The following is a 17,201-nucleotide window of genomic DNA, read 5'->3' as shown; positions in this document are numbered from 1 at the left end:
TAGGTAGGCTAACATCCCGTTACGATGCCCTAAAATTAAGGCCCCGGCAATAAAGCCCTGTAGGTCTCTGCCAGAAGGCCGATGAAAAAATCCTTATGCAAAAAGAAATTTTTCATTTTTTTGTGTCGTCGATCTACCGGTATTTTTACGCTATTGGTGAGCGACGCCATTTCTCGTCCCAGTTTAAATTATATTTTCATCTCCACCTTTCTTCAAGCCCATTATTTCCCGGGAGGAATATTTCGTGGTCCGGAGGCAGTAAAAAATTACCGAATCCTCGTCATTTCTAATTATTTTTTCCAGTTCCATTTTTAACTTCTTTAGATTGGCATCAGAAATTTCGCCCTCCAATACCGAATTCTGGACCCAGTTAAGGTACTGGCGACATTTTTTCAAAACCTTGGCCACCCTTTTTTGGTTAACATCATAAACCAGGATAACGAACAGTGTAAGGTCACCAACCTTATTCTCAACACCCGGCGATGACAGGCTCTATACAAATGGCCAATTGCTACCGTGCTAACTTTCCTCCTCTATATTTTACCACGCTTTCCTCCAGACACTCCACATAATTATTAAAGTAATCTTGTCGCTCAGCAGAAATATCACGGTCCTTTTTCAAGAAACGATCCCGCAAATACCGTCCTGCAACCGCCCGCAGGCCGCCGCGATATCGGATCCTTTTTCAAGAAACAATCCCGCAAATACCCGGGAAGTGGCGGCCGGTGATCCGAATTTTATCGCGGTACAATCCTTGCCAAACTGGAAAATACAGATCCAGTTCCTACCACCTGGCTACAAAAGCCTGGTATTCCTTTTCTTTCATCAAATGCTTTTCCAATTTATAAAGCTCCAAACGGATCAGCCTTCTGTAAGAGACCGGGCGCCCGATTTCCCTGTGATTGATTGTGGTCTTTAATTTCTCATCCATATTCTCCACAAAACACTTTCTGGCTTTCTCCTTCATCATAACTCCTTCTGTCTCGCGTTCGAAATCATCCCTGGTAATCATTCTTTTTCCAAGCAAGGTAAAGATCAACCTGTCCACTATGATCGGTTTGAATATCTCGGCCACATCCAGGTTGAGGGTAAAACGTCGGAAGTTGGTAGCATGCAGATAGCCGATGCGCGGGTCCAGATGAGTCTTGTATATTTCGCTAAGACAGATGGTGTACATGAGCGAATTACCAAAACTAATTAGCGTATTCAGATAATTTTTTGGAGGTCGCCGGCTGCGCTCCTCGAACACGAAATCAGGATTACCCACAATCCTGTCAAAGGACTGGTAATAGTGGTCCCGAATGTTTCCCTCCACGGCCATCAGAGCCGGAATATCCCTACATTCCTCTATTGACATAAAAAGGTTTTCCACGGCATTTATTTTTTCAGACACATCCTTTTCCCGGTTACGGTAGTATTTTAACACCTGGCGGATATTTTGGGCCGCGCCGCGCACAAATTCCCTGGCGATAGCCATGCGTTTTTCTTCATCCAGGTAATACTCCGCCTGTTTCAGGGTCATGTAGCCGGAATTGAGGTGCTCGCGAGGATAGAAGGAACCCATGTAATAGCCGTGGTAATTAAAAAAGTGCAGGATGATTTCTTTCATGGAGAGGAATTCCAGCAACTTCTTGTTTACATCCACCTCACCGAAAATCATGATTTCCCCGGTGTCTTCCACCGGAATGAAGCGCCGGCCTTCCTCCCTTTCGAAATAGAGCGTATTGTCCTTGCGCGAAAGTTCACCGCTGGAAAAGATATATAATGTTTTTTTCATCATACCACCCCGGCTTATTTGGGTCAGGACCAGCAAAATTCGGCATAGGCGCAATTCTTGCAGAATTTAATTTTCACCGGCGCCGGTGGGGCGGCCAGATAAAGAATGTGCAGGATCTCCCGGCGCACCCGGTCCAATTCTAGCTCCGTCTGCTCATCTAAAACCACTTCCTCCCGGCGCTTTTCCCTGGGAAAACGTAATTCACCCTTGGCCACAATGCCCCGCTGTTTAAGCTCACTCAAATAAAAGGCCAGCTGCATGCGGGCACTGCTGCGATATTTCGAGCTTTTTTTGACTTCACCGATAACCAGACCATCTTCAGTCACCCGGAACACGTCCATTTTGCTGTGGCCGACCAGCAACTCCTTGCGTTCACGCGGGTAAGAGTAGTCCTGAATGAAACGCCCAAGGTTTACATTGGCGTCATCTTCGTCCGGATTGATCTGGTGGCCGATCAGCCAGACCTCCCTGGGGCAGATGTAGTAATACCAAACCAGGGTCCCGCTAACGTTTATTTCCTGGTCCCCCATTCAATTTACCCCCCTCCCCATGAATGCAAACAATTCAAATAAACCAAATCTCTCTTTCGTCACTTGCATTAATCGAGGAAAGACCCGTTTCCTCTGAATAAAGTGAATTTCCTTTAATACGCAAAATAGCTCTTTTTTCCACCGGTTCTCCCACTTCCCCGGCAGTTTCCTCCGGTACCTGGACGATGAAGTGCTGCATTAACCCCATAAACTGTTTTTTATCCACATATTCCAGGGAGGACAAAAAGCCTTTGGAGGCATATCTGTCCCAAATCTCGTCCGGTTTGGTACAGCCGAACTTCTTCATGGCCAATTCCACCTCTGGAGGCAATTCACCGAAAATCAGCGGGACAAAGACACCGTACTGGGGAACATGCCGGCCAAAGGGGCTCAAACCGGCCGGTGCGGCATAGCAACCCCGGGCTCCTTCCAGGATTTTTTCCAGCCCCGCCTGGCGGGTGTTGCGCTGAAAACACATCTGGTAATACTGCCGGACCAGTTGACCGGTTGCAGCTTCATCAAATATTTTGTTTGCGGTTAAGCAGATATCGGTGACTTCCCGCTGCTCCCAGTCCCGGTAGACATACGGCCTGGTTTTCTTTTCCCCGCCGCGGTAAAAATCAAAGACAAAAAGTTTACCCTTTCCCCCTTCGCCGTGGCGGTTTACACGCCCGGCCGCCTGCACCAGCGAAGGTATTACCGGCAGTGCCCGGAAGAGCTGTTTGAAGCTCAAGTCCACCCCTGCTTCCAAAACCTGGGTGCACACAACCAGAACGCTCCGGCCGTCCTTTAGGGATGATTTGATGGCGGCAATCTTTTCTTTTTTATGCAGGGGCGTCATTTGCCCGGAGAGAAAATACACTTCGCCCTTTTGTGCCCCGTCCCGCACCCGCCGGTAAACTTCGGCCGCATCACGCACAGTGTTTAAAATTACCGCTGTGGAACCAAATGTGTGATACGACTCAAGCGCTTTCCCGGCCAGGGAATCTTCATCTTCATTTTCGCCTACTTCCACCTGATAGCGGTTTGAGACAGGCTCCGCCCGGCCCAGGGAAACCACCCGGCCGAAAACTCCGCCGCCGGTGCCGGGCATGGTGGCGGTAACGAATAAAAATTTTACGCCCATTTCGGTAGTCGCCGCCTCGGCCATGGCAAGAAAGACATTCCAGGCGTCGGCGTTGACGATCTGGGGTTCGTCCACAATTACAAATGAGTCCCTTAGTCCGGCCAACCGCAGTGTGTTCTGGGCACGGTACGGAAACAGGGCCAGGAAAAGTTGGTTGAAGGTGGTGGCCACTACCGGTGCCTGCCACGTCTCCAGGAGCAGGTCTTCCACAAGTTCATGCTCAACCAGGCCCTGCAAGGCGGAAAGATGGTGGTGGATAAGCACGGAAAGACCGGTGGCCGCCTTAATTTCCGAAGCCGACTGGGACAAGATGGATAGATACGGCGCTACATAGATAATTCTCTTACTCAGGCCTTGCGCAACAGACTGGAGGGCCACGGATAGAGCGGTCATTGTCTTGCCGTAACCCGTGGGTAATTCCAGGGTAAATATCTTTTCCAGCTTATTTGCCAGGAAGTTGTCCACCGCAATCTTACGCCACTTTTCCCGGACATCCAGGATGGATAGATCGGCCTGTCCGGTCATTTCACTCCTTCGCTGGTTGCAATAATGACGGATCCTGTCCCGGGCCGGGACAGCCCGGTCCGGTGACAGGTAACTGCTTTCATCAATTGTAAAACTTCCGGCATGCAAACGGTCCGCGGAGATTAGGCGGGCATTCTCTCGCTGGAGGCAAAGCCTCGCCCCTGTCTCGTACGGGTTCCCTTCCCGTAATAATTTCTCCACCCGGGTGAGCATCTCATTAGTCCACCTTTGCCAGCGGTCAGGGCCGGCAATGGAGGATATTGCTTCTACCAGGCTTTGCGGCCCCCCGATGTACATTTGCAGTCTGTCGTATATTTCCGGAAAATAAAGTGCCACCAGGTTGAGCAGGCCCGGGATATCTGTCTCCAGGATGTCAACAGGGGCAAAAACCCCGGTCCATGGAGGGAAATCACCGTTGATATCTTCAACCCTGCCGTGGTGGTTATACAGGATCTGGGTCAGGCTGACGGCCAGGTGACATAAGTTCTTCCTATCCTGCCTGGACGGCCGCCAGGTTTCCAGAAGTTCGGCAAAAACGGCGGCAAAGAGCATGGCCCCGGCAAAAGAATGCGGCACACCTTTTTTAACCTTCCCCTGAATATAGTCCTGCCAGGCCCGGCTGCTTTTCCCCGCATCGTGCAGCAATCCCGCCAGAAACCTGAGCCGGTCCGGACGATCACCGCACTGGTTGCCGCAGGAATCAGCAACAGCCAGCAGGTGATCTTTTAAAGAATATACCCTGTCCTTGTCAGCCGGGCGGGCGATGCACGCCTCCAGTGGACAGCCATTTACCACAGACAAACCACCTTACCTTCATGCGTTTTAAAAAATTTACAGGCAATTTCCGGTGGCTTTCGGACTTTGATTTTAAGATCCCGGCCGTTTGTTTCGTAATGGATGTTTACCGTCCGCTCAAAAACCCGGCCGCCGATGTGACGGTAGGGAAGAGCCCGGGCTACGGCATAATTTCCTCCCGGCTCAAAAACAACTTCTTGAATAACTTCCTGGGGTACCACGGATGAAAATGGCAAAGGCTCACCTTGCCCCGGCACTATTTCTTCCAGCGGATAAAGGCCGTGAAAAACGGGGAACGCAAGGCAGTAGGCCGAGCCCAGATAGGTGTGGTAAACACTTTGCCCCGCCCGGATCCTTTCCGCCAGTTCATCCAGCCTGCTGCCGGTGTAATAAACCAGGTATTGGGGGGAGACCACCAACTCAATTGTAGTCAACCGGTTAAAGGAATCTCCCCCGCCTCCGGTAAAGCCCTTCCCATGCATGGACATTTGGGCGCAAACCGTACGCACCGGGTTTAACAGGGTCAGCCCGACAAAATGTTCTTCCTGTAAAAAGGCTTCCCCTTCCAAGTCATCAAAGCATAAGCCCAGTATAGAAGCCAGCAAGCCGTGGATGGTCGGCCTGGGGGGAATTGGATAGGTGGCATGGGTGGCCGTGGTATCCGGTTGACGAAAATGAGCCAGGGAACCTTTGACGCTAAAAATCAGGACTTGGTCATACATCTCCTTTTTGCCCCCTTACGCGCAGTACTTACCACATCTTCCATTCTTCCCCCGGCAATTCACCTTTTACTTTCAAGGATGGTGCTTTCACCCAGCGGATCCTGGCGATTCGATCGCGGTAAGGACTGTTATTGCCGATGATTCCAGCCAATTTTGAAATGTCCAGGGTAACTTCCTCCAAAGAAACGGGTGGCTGCCCGCCGAGCCAGGCATCCCGCCCCGGTTCCAGGTGCAGATAATCTTCCAGGTAACCGATGCGGAAAAACTTGTCTGTATATTCCACATGGATTAGCAGGAGCGGTTGCTGGATGCCCCGGCCGCGCGCCTGCCTGTGCAGGGTGCCCTTCCAGAGCCCCTCCAGCAATAACTCCAGATCATCGGCACTCATTTGGGTTTCTGCCGCGACAGAGGCATTGACCACCCCCGGCATGGCAAAAACGGCAAAGGGCAGGATGTAGGTGGTCCAAATGGTACCCTGCTCCTTTCCTTCTTCCTTACCGGCATCACCCACGTCGCTGCTGGGCATGACCACCGTTCCCTGCACATATTTGGTCTCCACGGGGTGCAGGGAATGAGCCCACCCGAACTGAACCGGGCCGGTCTTGTGAAAGCTTTTTTTAGACACGCTGAAAACCGCGCCAAAAACGCGCATATCGAAGGTGGACTCCAACAAGGCCGTAGGCTTGTCCGCGCTGTCCTTACGGCCCGACCTTTCTAAAATGGCCTCCGCCAGCCGGTCCCGTCCCAGCAATTTACCGTCGGGAGTTCTCTCTTCCCGGCAGAAAACGTAGTGGCGGCCGTCCTTGCCGCCTCCGTCCGGGTATTTGGCCAGCACGTAGTCCCGCACATCTCTTTTAATGCTGACGTCGGAAAGGGATATCCTGCCGTCATCCTCCCCGAAAATACGCCTGGCATCGGAATCATTCAAGGGGTCCCGGTTGGGTATACCATCCTTTACCGCTTTAACAAATAGAATTTCTCCGCTGGAAACTGCCATTTAATAGCCCTCCTTAAATAATTTTTTACATAACACACGATAAAAGCATGTTTGTGGAACAACCGCTGCGCACTAAAAATGCACTACTATCGTTTAGTTTCCTTTTTTGGCAGCCTCGGAAGCAAGCATATAACCGCTCCAAAAGGCGCCGATGAATTCATCCCGGTTTCTTTCCACCTGCTGACGCAGACGTCTGTATTCGCTCTCTACCACTCCGGCGCGGCGGCGAAAATCATCAGTTAAATTAATGTCCAGTTTGACGGCGTATTCCTGAAAGCGGCTCAAGGCTTTGCGCCAGACCATATCCGGAGTCAGCTTTGAGCCAAAAGTCATCACCCTGTGCTTGATAAAATCCTTCCCCTCCGCTTTCTTCTCACTGCTCCCGCCGGTTTTGTAATAGAACCAGCGGCCAAAACGGTTGGTGAGATACCCGGCGGCAAAACCCAGTTCTTCTACATCATTAAAAATCAATTGGTCGGGAGTGGTATTGGCAATCTTGTCCAGCATCTGACGCCAGTCCGGCACAGTGTAACCCTCCTTTAAAATAGCGGTATTGTAGAAATTTAAAAACTTCCGGAAAGCCAGGTAAAAGGCCACTTCTTCCCGCAACCCCCAGAAGGAGCTGTCATCAGGCCGGCCGGCATAGCCGTTCATGCGCAGGGCGGTCCCCCGGACAAACCTTTCCCGGCTCACCGGCCGCCGGTTTAAAACGGAACGCAGGGTGTGCCACAGGTAACCGCCGCCGTAGGCCCTGATTAAGATATAGATCAGCGACCGGTAGTTGTCAGCTGTGAAATCAGATTCCGTAACGGCTATTTTCTTCTTGATTTCCGCTGCCTCGTCGGCTACCCGGGGCATATAGCCGGTCAGTGTTCCCACTGTGGAGGGCAGGACATCCTCGATCACCGCCCGTAGTTGGACATCAGCCTGGGATGCCTGGTAGTAGACAATGGTGAGGCGGTAGTCGTCACTGTTGAAGTCGCCCGGCAGAACCGCTTCAAATCCGGTAATGGCGGCGATGGACAGGTCGTTTTTACCTTTACGCAGGTTCTTGCTGCGAAAAACGTCCAGCGCTTCTTTGAGCATCTCCCCGCTTTCAGCGGCATCCATCCCCCCGCGGAAGGGCAGGACAAGGGCGCACCCGAAAACTGCCGGAGGCCTGGTTCTGGATTTTCTGGCCGCATCCCTGCCGCCGGCCGAGGCGACCGGAATGAACAACTCTTTCGTCAAATAGTATGGTAAAGAAGCGGAAATCTCGTTAAAAATGCCCGCACCCATAATCAGGGAAGAATAACATGTCCGGCAGAGCGCGCCCACTGCCCCGGCCAGGTCCGGAGTGTCACCGCGGAAATTTTCCGGGAGGGGCGCATCCCAGGTGTAACTCAGCCAATTCCAGGCCTTGCAATAAGGTGAAACCGACGCCTCTTCTTTGCCGCAGATGGAGCATTTTTCCCGCTGTCCCTTCTCCATTCCCTCGGCCATCTTGGATTCCCAAAAGCATTTTTCCAACCGGGCGGTGTCGGCGACGATATATTGACCGGGACAAAGCATGCTCTCACCGACCAGGATGTGCCGGCGGTCACCCTTCGGCGGCGCCTTATCCATATAAAGATAAGATCCGCCGGTTTCGGGGAATACCAGGGCAATCAGGGCATACCCCTGATTCCGCTTATCTGCTGCCTTCGCCTCTACTTGCTCCACCAGGCTGCTGAGCCGGCCGGCAACGGCTTCCAGATCCCTTTCACTTAAACTAACTGGCAAGTCAAGGGTTTTATCCAGCCGCTTGTCGAGAAACTTTACGACCTCGCCAGGAGCCGTCAATTTAGCCATGCTGTTCGGGTATGCCGGGTAGACGGCCACCCCGTACCGCCCCTGGGGTACTGTGGGATTGCCTCCGGAAGCCAGGGCATAGGGCAGGGCCAGTCCGCGGGCGGTATCCGGCATGAACACCGTCTTTTTTTTCTTTGCGCTTTTCTTTTTCACCTCACTTTCCAGTTCCTCATAATCGCCCCAGGTCATGAGTGGCAGGACACCCCACCTCAGACATTCCTCCCCAGGGGCCAGCTCAACAACGATAACATTTTCCAGAAACCTTCCATCGGTGGAGACGTCCGTAACCTGATGGAGTGTCTCGGCAGGAGTCATGCCGTAGGCCAGGAAAGGTCTGCCGGTAGAGATTAGTTTTTCTATAAACACCTGTTTCACCACCTTATAAGATAAAATTGAAAAAGACTTTTCTACCTATCAAGCTTAAAACCATCTTCCGCCTGAACGGCCCGCCACCAAAAGCGCATGGCGCCTTTCAGCGAAGGGGCGCGGAACTCCGGTGTCAGACCGTCCGCTCCGGCTATAAACATCGGCGTCAAAACGCGGCACTCAAAAGTTATTCTTCCTACAGGCACAATACTTTCACTCCCTTCTTTCCCTGTCCAGCCAGATCAGCTCACCCAGCACATAGGGGTCGTCCCTCTGCTCCTGCGGCAGGCGCCGGTCCACCAGGTCCGCCCGCCGGACCGCCCGGCCCAGATCCGCAGCAAGGGCGGCCACCTGCTGCACGGTATGCTGCATGGCCGTGGTACCGCCAGTGATATTCACCACCATTTCATCCGCCTGCTTGACGGCCGTGACAATGTCCTCGAAGGTTGAACAACGAACGAGGTAGAGCATTGTTTCACTTCCCTCGTTCAGGAATAAATTCCCGATGTATTTTTATCATAATTCCTTTTCCGTCTTCCTTTTCAATTAGATATTTGACTATACCATTCCCCGGAAACATTCTTATAATGATCCATCTCTATCGGATTTATCAATATCAAGGGGGTCCGGCAGAACCCTGCGATCCTTGAAGGAACTGAGTTCCATATAGCCAGTACTTTCCCGAGGCGGCCCTGGCCACTCCAAGATCTTCAAAAGCCTCATGATACGTCCGGTGTCAGCCAGACAATCGGCGTTTTCTTTGTCGGTAGAGTCAATGGCTTCTAAGATTTTTGACTCAAAAGCTTTCATCAATTGTTCCGGGCTCTTATTGACAACATCTCCCTGGTACCAGATACCATTCTGCATCAATTTCATATAGCGGCTCTTACGTTCCATCAAGTTCAACTCCGGTACAATTTTCACCGTCCCCATGCCCAAGGGCTTGCCCATCCCTAGCTTATGGCGGTACCCTATCCCCTTTTTACCGGGAAGCATCAGCACCCAAAGCAAGGCTCCCAGTTCTTCGTCTTTTAAATTTTCAAAGTAAATACGGAAAGTGAATTTCACTCCGGGCTTCACCGGTATGATACGGGTATACTGTTTAAAAAACCGCTTCATTTTTTCTTTATCAGATTCCACTATGTCCTTTAGGTTGACGCAACCTTTATGCCAGTAAAGCTTATGCCCCCTTATGACCGTTGCGTGCAGCGGGCTGGCATAGTGGCAAAGCCTACTGGGATTATCCGGCTCCGACTGGGTGAGATAATGCTGAAAAGCCGTGGGCTTTGGCGAACTGAGCACTTTCGGCGGAACCGGCTTTTCTGCCGACAAGCAGCCGCCTGGAGCCGGCAGAAGACGGGCATCGGTGAAAAAGACCCGCCCGGACCGACCGTCTGTTATCTTTTCTTTAACTTCTTTGGCGGCAGAAGGTGCAAAGCCGAATATGGCTTCTGCCATGTCCAGTTCTCCTTCTCCGCGCAGAGCCAGGGGAACAAAGTCACGTGGGGTGGCAGCACGATTCAATTGTTCCGGAATGGCTGGTATTCTAAAATTTGGACAGTGCCCGAAAAAGAAAACCCGGCGGTTTTCCAGAATATAGAAAACTGGACGACCATCTACAAGACATCCATACTCCCTGTCAAACGGCTTTTCTTTTTGGAAAGGAGTCAGCGTATTCTTGTAATCTTCCAGAACATTTTTTTCGATCTTCAAAGGATTTGCTCCATTATCTTTTTCCAGTACAATAACATGGGTGGTTCTTCGGGTTTTCTGCTCCTGGCTGGCCGCCTCCCCTGCTGTTTCCCGCATGCTGCCGGTGCAGACGAGAACCCCTTTATACTTGTAACCGGCATTTCTTGCCCCAATTTTCTGAACGACGAACTTTCCCTTTATTATTTTTCCGTCAAAACTAATGTCATGATACTGAGGAATGTATTCTGGATCTTCCAGTTTAATAAAGCCCCGCAGTCCCGTTATTTTTTTGTCTTTCACTTCCAGGTAAGGCTTATAAGGCTTTTTCGCGGCCAATCCGCATTTTACGGGCTCAAGTGCCGGAATGATAAACCAGTCGTTTCTTTTTTTCTCAAGGTAGCCTGCCTTGACACCGGTCATCATGCTGCGATAGACCGCCGCCAGGGGATCCTTTTTCTGAGAGGCCGCCACCGCGCGGAAAGTCACCCCGGGTTCCCCGGCCACCCACTGCATCTTGCCAAAAGATGCAATCTCCAAAAGCGACCGCGTCATACCCCGCAGGCTGCTTCCCGGTATCACCGGCTGCGGCGGCCGGCCGGGACCGTTGGTGGAAAAAAAACGGGCCCGCTCGTTCTTATGATCTTCAGCCAGCTCGTGAAATTCCTTATCCCCGTATTTTTTGAAAAAGTCCGGGCTCATGGCCGACCGGATGTAAAGGGGCGTCTCCACAGTGAGGGTACAGTCGATGTAACCGTTGTTGCAGGTGTAGACGTCATGTCCGGGCAGACTACCGACATCAACTGTCACCACTCTTTCCGGCAGGGGGACAAAATTATAAGGGGCGCGGGCTACACGGCGTGGGTCTTTAGGGCTCTCGTGTCTCGGGTTCACCTTGGATTCACTTCCTTTTACGTCAATATTTCAAGGACACCAGGCGGCTAAAGGCAATAAAAGCCTGGCCGTCGTCGGAGTCGTAATCTATATAGTGACGCACTTTAAGCCTTACCGGCAGCTCAGCCCCTTCCGGCAGCGGCGGGGCATGGAGCAGTCCTTCGCTGCCCTGCCGCAACAAGGCAAAGCCGTCTTTCCAGCATTCAAGCTTATTACCCCACAGGAGTTGGTCTTCATCATAATATTCTTTCTCCTCCCCCACGCCGTCCCGTATCAGCCTGGCCCGCCGGTCACCGCCGTCCTGCCACAAAAACAGCTCTCCCTCTTTTCCGAAAAGGCGGGCCTGCTGCAGCGTGACCGCCCTCAAAGGAGGGGAAACCTCCGGAAAAGAATCGCCGGAGAGGGCAAGTCCCGCCTCCCTGCTTTCGCCCCAGATCACCCCGTCATCCGCATGGGCTAAAAACCAGCGCAGGCCGTAAAGGCGGCTCTGCCGGCAGAACCAGTCCTTAATATCATTTTCCAGTCCTGCCGGAACCGGCAGACAATCAATTTTTACCAAACCTGCGGTCATCTTACAGGCCATTTTCCTCCATCCTCCTTACAAATGCCCGCACATGTTTTTCAAGTTCTTCCGGTGGCCCGCCTTCGATAATTAACTGGTTGACCGAAGTTTCTCTCAATAGCCATTCCTTTTCCAGCCGGCCGTTGTTTATGCAAGCAACTCTTGCTTCCAGCCCCCTCAGCCGCCCCCTGCCGATACCGGCCCCGCCGCCCAGGGGCAGGTCGCCGGTCCACAGGTCCTTCAGCAACAACAGCAAAAGCCCGATCTCTTCTTCCTCCGGATTCTGGACCGTTAGTTTCACCTTTACCCTTGTTTCATCCAGGCCATAAAGCGGCTGCTCGTTGAAGAGGGCTGCCGGGAAAGCGCCGCCGGTAAAACGGTCTATCTTTACCCGGTTCACCACCTGTTCCAGCGGTGCGACGATTTCGGTCTCCTCCACCGCCAGGCGGCCGGCCCGGGGAGCCCTGCTTTCTCCGGGCGGGCCGAAAAGTCCATTGACCAGATCGGTGGCATTTTCCTCTGGGCCAATAGTCCTGGCGATGCGCAGCGCCCGGGCCCGCAACGCGCCGGCCAGGCTCGTACCGCTCAACACCGGCACCGGGCGGTGCCGCTTAAGCCGAAAAGACCGTAAGTGCACCGCATCCGGATCGTCCGCCCCGCCCGAACCGGACCTGATAATCAGAGAGCCGTCCAGGGTAAAGATGGCGTCCAAAGAAAAGAGCCCCCGCCTGTCCAGGTCGGCATCAGGCACGTTCAACAGTTCACTGATCCGGGGGCCGCCGGCCTTTTCGCCTTCGCCGCCGGACAACCATGCCCAAAGCCCTTCCGGCCTGCCCAGGTTATAATGGTGCACTTCCCACCAGTTCACCCGGCAGCGGCCGAAGCCCCGGTTTTTACGGGCTCCCAGGGCTATCTCCCCCCTCTCCAGCCCCTGCAGTGTTATAGCCAGCCCGTGCAACAGCTTTTCCCGGTCACCTTCCTTAACCAGAAGTTCCAGGCGCAAGGGGAATCCAGCGCCGGCTGCCAGCAATTCCCAATCGTATTTTTTCTTATCTTCCGCAACACGGGTTGCCGCGTTGACGGCTACCCCATCCCGTAACTCAATTTGGTAACCAGCACTTTTGTTCCCGTGCGCCGTTTCATCAGTAAATTTCCCGTTGGCTTCATCACCCGCCGGAAAGGGATTTTCCTCCGCCAGGACGTCGCTGACTATAAGCCAGCTTTGTTCGCCTTCGTCGTCTTTTTGAAAACCGAGTAAGGTATTTTCCAGGCTGCCCTTCTTACCATCCGCCCGGTAGCCCTGCTCCCGCTCCCGCAGGTAGTTACGCAAAGCTCCGGCCAGGGATGCGCCTGTGAGGACGGCGCGGCCTGTCAGGGAGTCCCGGTGAAGGGGCATGTCCACCATGGTAATCCCACCATCTCCCCCAAAGTGGGCCGGAGTTTCCAGTACCAGCCGGCCGGTGATCACAATGCGCTCGCGGATCTCGCGGCTATGCATCCATTTACATCTGGCTTCCTGCACGGCTCCGTTCCTCCTTTACCGCTTTACCCAGCACACCATCAATCAACCGGACGGTGTATTCCAGGGCCAGTTCAGGGGTCAACTCCGGCTTAAGTCCCCCCACCGAGGGCAGTTTTTTCTTTTCCACTCCGAGGATATCCCACATCCCGTCAAGATTCCCGGCCATTTCTTTTACCCATTTTGCCAGCGTCTGTTCCAACAAACCATCTTGCACAACTGCCCTGCTGAACTGTATAGAAGCCGTTTTCTTCATCTTTTCCAGGTGATCGAGCAACGGCTCTATTTTCTTTTCGCCGATTGCCTGCCTCAGCACGGTTCGCAATCTGGAAACCTGGCTTCTGTTGGGGAGGGATTTGATGGCTATGCGCTGTATGGCGCCTGCCAGATATTCGTCCAATTTCGCCCGGAGCATCCGCTTCACCATTATTTCAGCAAGGAAGCGGGCCTCCCCGTCGTCTTCACCTAAAACATAGCGCGGACTCTGATCTTCGGCAGCTTTTCCCCGCACGGTTATCTCTTCGGTCCGGTGCCAGTTCACCGCCAGGCGTCCGAATCCCTCTACGCGTCTTTCGCCAATGCCGGTTACGACCAGTTTTTTCAGGCGATCCATAAGCTCCTTACTATATCTGTAAATAAAAACACTGCCGGCCTGGATGGCCATGGACTGGGGAAGGGGCAGGTTCCAGGTGCGGTTGAAGCCGCCCACAATGCGGGTGCGCTTGAAAGCTCTCAATTTTTCCTGGCCGGGCACATGAAGGGCGGGTTCCAGGTCCGCTGCCCAATTGCCGGTCTTCCCGTCCCGAACAAGAGCATCACTTAAAAGAGTTACCACCACCTCGCCCGTATCCTCTCCCACGGGGTCGTATTCCCGCCAGTGGTCCTCCCATGACGCATCACCGATCTCCACCCTGCCGTAGCCGGCCAGGTGTGAACCGCCCAGACTGAATTCCGCTCCCCGGAAAACCAGCCTCTCGAACTCATTTTTAAAAGAACCAGCTTCGGCTGCAGGCAGCTCTTTCGTAAAAACAATGGCAGCGCGGTATCTCTCACCCGGCGCCAGGGCCTGGTATCGAAAGACATTGCTCGTCCCGGGACGATTCACCCGCTGCCGGTCACCCCGGTCAATGTGCAGGCTCAGGTGCCAGTCAGGCTGGTAAAATTCCGCGCACAGTTCGTTTGCCCCAGTTTCTTCCACATCACAAAAAGGCTTGTCAACATGTTTCCAAACTACGGCCTGATCAGTTACGTCTTTGACTGCAAAGTCAAAAGCTGGTTCTTCTGTATCCTTTTCCGCGTGCCAGGAAAAGGGGGTGGGCAGGCTGCGCCCGCCTCTGCCGGTGACGGGATAGGCGTTTAAAATGCATACGGTTTCATTAAAAAACATCCGGCGGAACTGACTTTCAGCAGCATCTACTTTTCCACCCCGTTTCTCCCGGCGGATGTACCGGTTGATAAGGGCGCCGCGCAGCACACTGCCCGGGATGAAGTTGAAGCTGACGGCGCTGTTGGGGTCGCCTGCGCCCATCCGGGTGACCAAAAGAGGTTCCAGAAGAGTTATGGTAAAGGTATAGGCTAGCATCGCAGCACCTCCCTTTGAAAAACGCCAAAATACTTCTGTGTTACGTCCGCCATGTTGTGGTCGCAAAGCAATGCCTTGAGCTCACCCAAACCCCGGTTGCGCCCGGTGCCGGCCCGCCGGAGGGCCTTCACGCAGGCAGCCAGAAGAGCCAACTCCCCCGGCCCGGGTTCCACGTAAAAAGTCAGGGGCGCTTCAAAAACAGTCTCCCGCAGGATTACCCGCACAGAACGCAGCATCTCGTCCCGCGAGGCGCCGGTTTCAGCGCTGACGGCCGTCTGCCGGCGGATCGCTGTAAGAGACTCCAGCACCTGGCCGGGCTCGAGTTCCTCCCGCCCGACGCCGCTTTCCACCGCCTTCCGCAATTTCTCAGGCAGGCGGGCGTCTCCAACGTGCATGATGGACTGGTCACCGGCGCTGCTGCCGGGACAGCCGAACAGCCTTTGGGCCGCCTGCCGGAGGCTCTCATCCCATTTGCCTTGCAATCTTAAAGCAAAAATGATATTGGCGCACTCTTCCTGAAGGACACCTTTCAAGGCCCGGCCTCCCAGATAAGGGAGTCCCCACTGGTCGTGAGAGACCTCTGCGTCCACCCCGCCGGCCACCCCATCCCCCCGGCCGAAGACGGCATCGGTTAAAAGTTTAAACTTCAGCCACATTGTTTGCATGGTCAGCCACCTCCAGCGGTACGAAAAATTCCAGGGCTTCCAGGACGTCATAGCAAGTGCAGCGCCGGTCGACGTAGCCGTTTCTGGCGGATGCGTCATTGCCCGGCACAGCAGGTAAAAGAGGCAGCTGATAAATCAGGCGCAACTGCTCCACCGCTTCCTTTCCCCGGCGCAAAGCATCCTGCAGGCCCTTCAACTTGTTCTTCCTGGATGACCATTGATCTTTTTTAAACTCACCCACCATGAAGGCAAAGAAATCCCAGGCCTGCCAGTCCGTTCCCTTTACACCGCCCAGGCGGACCGGCCGCATGTTAATGGTTCTGTTATCCACGGTGTAGTCCTGCCGGCGGATCAGGTCCAGGGGCCGCAGTAAACCTCCCACAGCGAAATGCCAGTCCATGGCCGAGACTTCACTCTCACCGCTTTCCCGCTCCATCTCCTTTATATATTTTTTCGCGGATTGAGCCAGTTCTTCGGCCAGGCGGTACGCTCCGGCAAAGGGATAATGGGCCTTTACCACCGCCACCCCGGCCCTGGCCGACAGGGGTCGGCCGTTATCGGACAGCGGTTGGCCGCTCAAAATGGAAAGGTATTTCTGGGCTAAGGTAAGGCCGAGGCGGCCTTCACAGACAAAAGTGGTGTCGTCGCCGCCGAACACGATGGGACGAAAAGGAAGATAATTTTCTTTCAATTCAACAATGCCGGCCACCTTTTTGGCGCCGTCTGATTCTACGATGGATCCTTTTAGACAATCAACGGTTGCTTTCAGCGCTTTTTCGCCAGCTTCATTTACAGAATTGGAAAAACGGCGCATTGCCAGTATGTAAGGGCGGTTGTCCCCGGGTTCCGGGTATTGTTCGGCAATGGCGTTGACCCGGCTGCCTATCCCGTTACCGTCGGCATGCGCCACGGCAATGTAACTGGACCTCCCTCTGGCGAGGCCGAAGTCGTCGAATTCTTTGGGTATTCTGTACCGTTCTTTTCCGTCATCCAGGGTCAGGAGCTTCAAAAGCCGGCTGTGTGCCCCGTCAAAAGCCTTCAGCTTGGCCCGTACCGCCGCAGAAATACGCCTTTCCTCTTTGGCCTCTATACACACCGCCGGCAGGCCGGTGAACTGGCAGTCCGCCGTCACCCCCAGGCCGAGGAGCGGCGCCGATACCGGACGGTCGGCCTTTTTGGCGCTCAATTTTCCAATTACTTCTCGTACCTTTTTGGAAAGGGGGTCATTTTGCCAATCAAATTCTCCGTGCTTCACAACCACCTGCAGCCCCGGCGCTTCCAGCAAAGCACGCCGGGTGAGCCTTCCGGCGAATTCTTTCGCTTTTTCCAGGCAGCAAAACAGGATTACAGCGTTGCCCCCGCCCGCGTAAACCAATTCCGAAACCAGCCCGTCCCGCTCTATTTGCAGATCATTAATAAATTCTGCATTCACAACAATTTCTTTTTTCTCTAATATGATATTGGTAAGCCCTACTTCGGTTAAACCTTCGTACACCCATTCGTGGGTGACCCGGTGGACCAGTTCGGAGGCCCCCACGTTCTGTTTGAGGTTGTTGCTGGAAAAGACGTAATCCTGAATGGCTGCCGTATCCACCACAGTCAGCGCAAGCCGGCCCATACTT

The 17,201-nt window shown here is 53.6% G+C and carries 15 protein-coding genes; all 15 read right to left on the bottom strand.

All coding sequences use genetic code 11. From position 1 onward, the window contains the following. Positions 1 to 183: 183 nt before the first annotated feature. Positions 184 to 447 (bottom strand): CRISPR-associated endonuclease Cas2, encoded by a 264-nt coding sequence (gene cas2 / locus A6M21_RS01245; RefSeq protein ID WP_066666080.1) that lies wholly within the window; start codon positions 445 to 447, stop codon positions 184 to 186. Between the two features lie 337 nt (positions 448 to 784). After that, the gene (cas1b, locus tag A6M21_RS01240; protein ID WP_066666079.1) at positions 785 to 1,777 is read right to left on the bottom strand and encodes a type I-B CRISPR-associated endonuclease Cas1b; all 993 of its coding nucleotides are present in this window, start codon (positions 1,775 to 1,777) and stop codon (positions 785 to 787) included. Between the two features lie 23 nt (positions 1,778 to 1,800). Next, positions 1,801 to 2,307: a CRISPR-associated protein Cas4 gene (cas4, locus tag A6M21_RS01235; protein WP_066666078.1), complete on the bottom strand. Its 507-nt coding sequence runs from the start codon at positions 2,305 to 2,307 to the stop codon at positions 1,801 to 1,803. A gap of 34 nt (positions 2,308 to 2,341) precedes the next feature. Next, positions 2,342 to 4,753 (bottom strand): CRISPR-associated helicase Cas3', encoded by a 2,412-nt coding sequence (cas3, locus tag A6M21_RS01230; protein ID WP_242868724.1) that lies wholly within the window; start codon positions 4,751 to 4,753, stop codon positions 2,342 to 2,344. Further along, positions 4,747 to 5,475, bottom strand: coding sequence for a CRISPR-associated protein Cas5 (cas5, locus tag A6M21_RS01225; RefSeq protein WP_066666076.1), 729 nt, complete (start codon positions 5,473 to 5,475; stop codon positions 4,747 to 4,749). Before cas5 ends, cas3 begins: the two co-directional genes overlap by 7 nt. Before the next feature lie 28 nt (positions 5,476 to 5,503). After that, positions 5,504 to 6,472, bottom strand: a complete 969-nt coding sequence (locus A6M21_RS01220; RefSeq protein ID WP_066666075.1) for a CRISPR-associated protein — start codon at positions 6,470 to 6,472, stop codon at positions 5,504 to 5,506. Positions 6,473 to 6,565: 93 nt separating this feature from the next. Continuing rightward, a complete protein-coding gene (locus tag A6M21_RS01215) occupies positions 6,566 to 8,668 on the bottom strand; it encodes a TM1802 family CRISPR-associated protein (protein WP_151191744.1) in 2,103 nt (700 codons plus the stop codon). A 41-nt stretch (positions 8,669 to 8,709) separates the two neighbouring features. Continuing rightward, entirely contained in the window at positions 8,710 to 8,874 is a 165-nt protein-coding gene (gene cmr1 / locus A6M21_RS19415) for a type III-B CRISPR module RAMP protein Cmr1 (protein WP_201721812.1), read from the bottom strand. A gap of 7 nt (positions 8,875 to 8,881) precedes the next feature. Further along, positions 8,882 to 9,139: a hypothetical protein gene (locus tag A6M21_RS01210; RefSeq protein WP_151191743.1), complete on the bottom strand. Its 258-nt coding sequence runs from the start codon at positions 9,137 to 9,139 to the stop codon at positions 8,882 to 8,884. A gap of 111 nt (positions 9,140 to 9,250) precedes the next feature. Continuing rightward, complete coding sequence (locus tag A6M21_RS01205) at positions 9,251 to 11,251, bottom strand: TIGR03986 family type III CRISPR-associated RAMP protein (RefSeq protein ID WP_282434516.1); 2,001 nt, start codon at positions 11,249 to 11,251, stop codon at positions 9,251 to 9,253. Between the two features lie 22 nt (positions 11,252 to 11,273). Further along, on the bottom strand, positions 11,274 to 11,834 hold the full coding sequence (gene csx19 / locus A6M21_RS01200; RefSeq protein ID WP_078060293.1) for a type III-D CRISPR-associated protein Csx19: 561 nt from the start codon (positions 11,832 to 11,834) through the stop codon (positions 11,274 to 11,276). Continuing rightward, the gene (locus A6M21_RS01195) at positions 11,824 to 13,335 is read right to left on the bottom strand and encodes an RAMP superfamily CRISPR-associated protein (RefSeq protein WP_151191742.1); all 1,512 of its coding nucleotides are present in this window, start codon (positions 13,333 to 13,335) and stop codon (positions 11,824 to 11,826) included. Before A6M21_RS01195 ends, csx19 begins: the two co-directional genes overlap by 11 nt. Continuing rightward, positions 13,316 to 14,914 (bottom strand): type III-B CRISPR module-associated Cmr3 family protein, encoded by a 1,599-nt coding sequence (locus tag A6M21_RS01190; RefSeq protein WP_066666070.1) that lies wholly within the window; start codon positions 14,912 to 14,914, stop codon positions 13,316 to 13,318. The genes A6M21_RS01195 and A6M21_RS01190 overlap by 20 nt, the downstream gene beginning before the upstream one ends. After that, complete coding sequence (locus A6M21_RS01185; protein ID WP_066666069.1) at positions 14,908 to 15,579, bottom strand: RAMP superfamily CRISPR-associated protein; 672 nt, start codon at positions 15,577 to 15,579, stop codon at positions 14,908 to 14,910. The genes A6M21_RS01190 and A6M21_RS01185 overlap by 7 nt, the downstream gene beginning before the upstream one ends. Then, positions 15,554 to 17,197, bottom strand: a complete 1,644-nt coding sequence (locus A6M21_RS01180; protein ID WP_066666068.1) for a hypothetical protein — start codon at positions 17,195 to 17,197, stop codon at positions 15,554 to 15,556. The genes A6M21_RS01185 and A6M21_RS01180 overlap by 26 nt, the downstream gene beginning before the upstream one ends. Between the last annotated feature and the right edge of the window lie 4 nt (positions 17,198 to 17,201).

The sequence above is a fragment of the Desulfotomaculum copahuensis genome (assembly GCF_001655685.1).
GTDB lineage: Bacteria > Bacillota > Desulfotomaculia > Desulfotomaculales > Desulfovirgulaceae > Desulfotomaculum_G > Desulfotomaculum_G copahuensis.
Note: the sequence above shows the minus strand (reverse complement) of the source record. Positions and strands in the feature narration are given on the sequence as shown.

Excerpts from the sequence above, each read along its gene's own strand:
- A6M21_RS01190 (WP_066666070.1), bottom strand. The coding sequence starts at position 14,914 with ATGCTAGCCTATACCTTTACCATAACTCTTCTGGAACCTCTTTTGGTC.
- cas1b (WP_066666079.1), bottom strand. The coding sequence starts at position 1,777 with ATGAAAAAAACATTATATATCTTTTCCAGCGGTGAACTTTCGCGCAAG.
- csx19 (WP_078060293.1), bottom strand. The coding sequence starts at position 11,834 with ATGGCCTGTAAGATGACCGCAGGTTTGGTAAAAATTGATTGTCTGCCG.
- A6M21_RS01210 (WP_151191743.1), bottom strand. The coding sequence starts at position 9,139 with ATGCTCTACCTCGTTCGTTGTTCAACCTTCGAGGACATTGTCACGGCC.
- A6M21_RS01180 (WP_066666068.1), bottom strand. The coding sequence starts at position 17,197 with ATGGGCCGGCTTGCGCTGACTGTGGTGGATACGGCAGCCATTCAGGAT.
- cas4 (WP_066666078.1), bottom strand. The coding sequence starts at position 2,307 with ATGGGGGACCAGGAAATAAACGTTAGCGGGACCCTGGTTTGGTATTAC.
- A6M21_RS01220 (WP_066666075.1), bottom strand. The coding sequence starts at position 6,472 with ATGGCAGTTTCCAGCGGAGAAATTCTATTTGTTAAAGCGGTAAAGGAT.
- cas5 (WP_066666076.1), bottom strand. The coding sequence starts at position 5,475 with ATGTATGACCAAGTCCTGATTTTTAGCGTCAAAGGTTCCCTGGCTCAT.
- A6M21_RS01185 (WP_066666069.1), bottom strand. The coding sequence starts at position 15,579 with ATGCAAACAATGTGGCTGAAGTTTAAACTTTTAACCGATGCCGTCTTC.